This window comes from Leisingera sp. F5 (genome assembly GCF_001593695.1).
In genome coordinates, this window is sequence record NZ_LUKH01000315.1 from 1 (window position 1) to 2925 (window position 2925).

At 64.7% G+C, this 2925-nt stretch carries 5 protein-coding genes; 2 read left to right on the forward strand and 3 right to left on the reverse strand.

Annotated features, from left to right (window positions below; translation table 11 throughout):
- The first annotated feature begins 163 nt into the window (after nucleotides 1-163).
- The gene (gene purE / locus A2I95_RS29455) at nucleotides 164-652 is read left to right on the forward strand and encodes a 5-(carboxyamino)imidazole ribonucleotide mutase (RefSeq protein ID WP_291735589.1); all 489 of its coding nucleotides are present in this window, start codon (nucleotides 164-166) and stop codon (nucleotides 650-652) included.
- Complete coding sequence (locus A2I95_RS29460; RefSeq protein WP_291735591.1) at nucleotides 645-1733, forward strand: 5-(carboxyamino)imidazole ribonucleotide synthase; 1089 nt, start codon at nucleotides 645-647, stop codon at nucleotides 1731-1733. Before purE ends, A2I95_RS29460 begins: the two co-directional genes overlap by 8 nt.
- An 80-nt stretch (nucleotides 1734-1813) precedes the next feature.
- On the opposite strand, the gene A2I95_RS29465 is transcribed toward A2I95_RS29460, so the two are convergent.
- The 3 genes from A2I95_RS29465 to A2I95_RS29470 all read right to left on the reverse strand — a co-directional run.
- Entirely contained in the window at nucleotides 1814-2176 is a 363-nt protein-coding gene (locus A2I95_RS29465; protein WP_342665595.1) for an RNA ligase family protein, read from the reverse strand.
- A gap of 50 nt (nucleotides 2177-2226) precedes the next feature.
- A complete protein-coding gene (locus A2I95_RS42655) occupies nucleotides 2227-2367 on the reverse strand; it encodes a hypothetical protein (RefSeq protein ID WP_342665594.1) in 141 nt (46 codons plus the stop codon).
- Nucleotides 2368-2581: 214 nt separating this feature from the next.
- The coding region (locus A2I95_RS29470) for an amidohydrolase family protein (protein WP_291735593.1) at nucleotides 2582-2925 on the reverse strand (344 nt) is incomplete at its 5' end.

The window sequence follows — 2925 nt, forward strand, 5'->3', positions numbered from 1 at the left end:
GCTTGCCTGCATCCCGCGCGGGCGGGAGCCACCCCCTGTGGCAAAGCGCCAAAGCCCGTAAAACAGGGCCAATCCGCCAGTTTTCCGCCCCAAGCCGCATTGCGCCAAGTCCCAGTTTCCCTATAGTGCGCGCTCCACAAGCCGCGACAGGAGCCAACAAGCCATGGCCGACATCAAAGTAGGCATTATCATGGGCAGCCAATCCGACTGGCCCACCATGAAAGAAGCCGCCAATATCCTGGATGATCTGGGCATCGAGTACGAGGCCAAGATCGTCTCGGCCCACCGCACCCCGGACCGGCTGTGGAGCTACGGCAAATCCGCCGCGGACCGCGGCTTGCAAGTGATCATCGCAGGTGCGGGCGGTGCTGCCCACCTGCCCGGCATGGTCGCCTCCAAAACCCGGGTGCCCGTTGTCGGCGTGCCGGTCCAGACCCGGGCGCTGTCCGGCGTCGACTCGCTTTATTCCATCGTGCAGATGCCCAAGGGCTTCCCGGTCGCGACCATGGCGATCGGTTCCGCAGGGGCCGCCAACGCAGGCCTGATGGCCGCGGGCATCCTGGCCCTGCAGGACGCGGACCTCGCCCAGCGCCTGGATGACTGGCGCGAGGCGCTCTCCGCCTCGATCCCGGAGGAGCCCTCCGATGACTGACGTGCCCGCACAGGTATTACAGCCCGGTTCCACCATCGGCATCCTCGGCGGCGGCCAGCTCGGCCGGATGCTCTCGGTTGCGGCCTCCCGCCTCGGCTTCAAGACTCATATCTTTGAACCCGGTGCCAACCCGCCCGCAGGCCATGTGGCCAACCGCGTGACCACCGCAGGCTACGAGGACGCCGAAGCGCTCGCCGCCTTTGCGGCTGCCGTCGATGTGATCACCTATGAGTTCGAAAACATCCCGACCTCGGCCCTCGACCTGCTGGAAGCGCAAAAACCGATCCGCCCGGGCCGTGAAGCCCTGCGGATCAGCCAGGACCGTCTGACGGAAAAGACGTTCCTGCAGGACCTTGGCCTCAAGACCGCGCCGTTTGCCGACATCACCGATCAGGCCAGCCTCGACGCCGCCCTGTCTGCAATCGGCGCGCCATCGATCCTGAAAACCCGCCGCTTCGGTTATGACGGCAAGGGCCAGGCCCGCATCAAGGCGGCTGAGGACGCGGGCGATGCGCTCGCCGCCATGGCAGGCGCGCCCTCGATCCTCGAAGGTTTTGTGAATTTCAGCCATGAGGTCTCGGTCATTGCCGCCCGCGGCGTGACCGGCGAGATCGCCTGTTTCGACCCCGGCGAAAACGTCCACCGCGACGGCATCCTGCACACCACCACCGTGCCCGCGCGGCTCAGAACCAGCCAGTGCATGGACGCGGTGCTGATGGCGGGCAAGATCCTGAACGCGCTGGAATACGTTGGTGTCCTTGGCGTCGAGCTGTTTGTCACCCCCGAAGACCTGATCGTCAACGAGATCGCCCCGCGCGTGCACAACTCCGGCCACTGGACCCAGAACGGCTGCACGGTGGATCAGTTCGAACAGCACATCCGCGCGGTTGCGGGCTGGCCGCTTGGCGATGGCCAGCGCCATTCCGATGTGGTGATGGAGAACCTGATCGGCGCCGACGTGGACCGCATGCCCGACCTGGCGAAAGAAGCGGATTGCGCCATCCATCTCTATGGCAAGGCCGACGCCAAGCCGGGCCGCAAGATGGGCCATGTGAACCGGGTGGTGAAACCGCAGAGCTAAAAACGGGGGCGCTGCCCCCGCCGCGGCGCTGCCACGGCTCCCCCGAGGTATTTAAGATCAGAAAGAAGCAGCAAGCGGCCTCAGGCGAGGGCGTTTTTGATGATCTGTGCGTTCATCCAGTGCACATCCGTCTGCACGTGGCCGGCACGGACGTATTTCGCCAGCAGGCGGCTCATGTCCGCTTCGGCAAAGCCGCAGGCTGCGCGGATCACAAGCCCCTCCTGAGTTTCAAGGTCCAGCCTGGCAATGGTCTGATCAATCAGCTGAGGCGAAACCTTGCCGCGGTACAGCACCGGCACGCTGGAAATGCCAAGCTCCGCAAACCTTTCAAGGGTTTGGTCCCAGGACTGGACCATCCCGTCCAGGATCCACGCAAACCCCAGGAAATACGAGGGCAACGCCGCATAGGCGATGGCATGGCGGGCATAGAGATATTCGCCCACAATCCGCTATCCCTCCGCCAGCGCCAGGGAAATCCCCGCGGCAAACGCCTTCATCCAGTCCCGCGACCGGTGATAGCGCGCATCCGGGCTGCGCGGATGGCAGCCGCCTGCATGAATGGTGGTGTTTTCCCATCCATCTTTTCGGTGATCACCACCTCAGGCTCAGCCATCAAGGCCGAAATATCCTGCATGATCTTATCGTCGCTGGTGGCCCCGGGCGATCACTGCAAGTGAAACGTGCGGCCGTATTTCCGAAGCATATCTTCCGCTTTGCAAACATCTGAAATCAATTGCCCGCCAGTCTAACCAGCCCTGCCCCAAGCAGCAAGGCGCCAGGTGAAACCGGCGCCGCCGGTTTCACGCGCCGCAAAGAGGGCCTTCCGGCCTGATGCGCGGCGCTCCCCTTCAAGCCAGGAAGCGGGCCGCGACATCCCCTGACAAATAGCTGACACACCCGCCCGACAGGGTTGCCGCCACCCGCTGCGTTTGCTTCTCCAGCACCACAATGTCAGCCCTCTTGCCCGCCTCCAGCTGCCCGCGGTCCTGGAGCCCCAGCACCTGCGCAGGCCCCTCAGAGACCAGCCGCCAGGCGCCCGCCAGATCCAGCAGGCCGGAGCGTTCCAGCATCAGCGCCGCCCGGCGCGGGCTGGGGTAATGGTAATCCGAGGCCAGCGCATCGCAGAGTCCCATGGCAATCAGCTCCACCGCCGAGGCATTGCCCTTGTGCGAGCCGCCGCGCACCACATTGG

Excerpts from the sequence above, each read along its gene's own strand:
- A2I95_RS29460 (WP_291735591.1), top strand. The coding sequence starts at position 645 with ATGACTGACGTGCCCGCACAGGTATTACAGCCCGGTTCCACCATCGGC.
- purE (WP_291735589.1), top strand. The coding sequence starts at position 164 with ATGGCCGACATCAAAGTAGGCATTATCATGGGCAGCCAATCCGACTGG.
- A2I95_RS42655 (WP_342665594.1), bottom strand. The coding sequence starts at position 2,367 with ATGCAGGATATTTCGGCCTTGATGGCTGAGCCTGAGGTGGTGATCACC.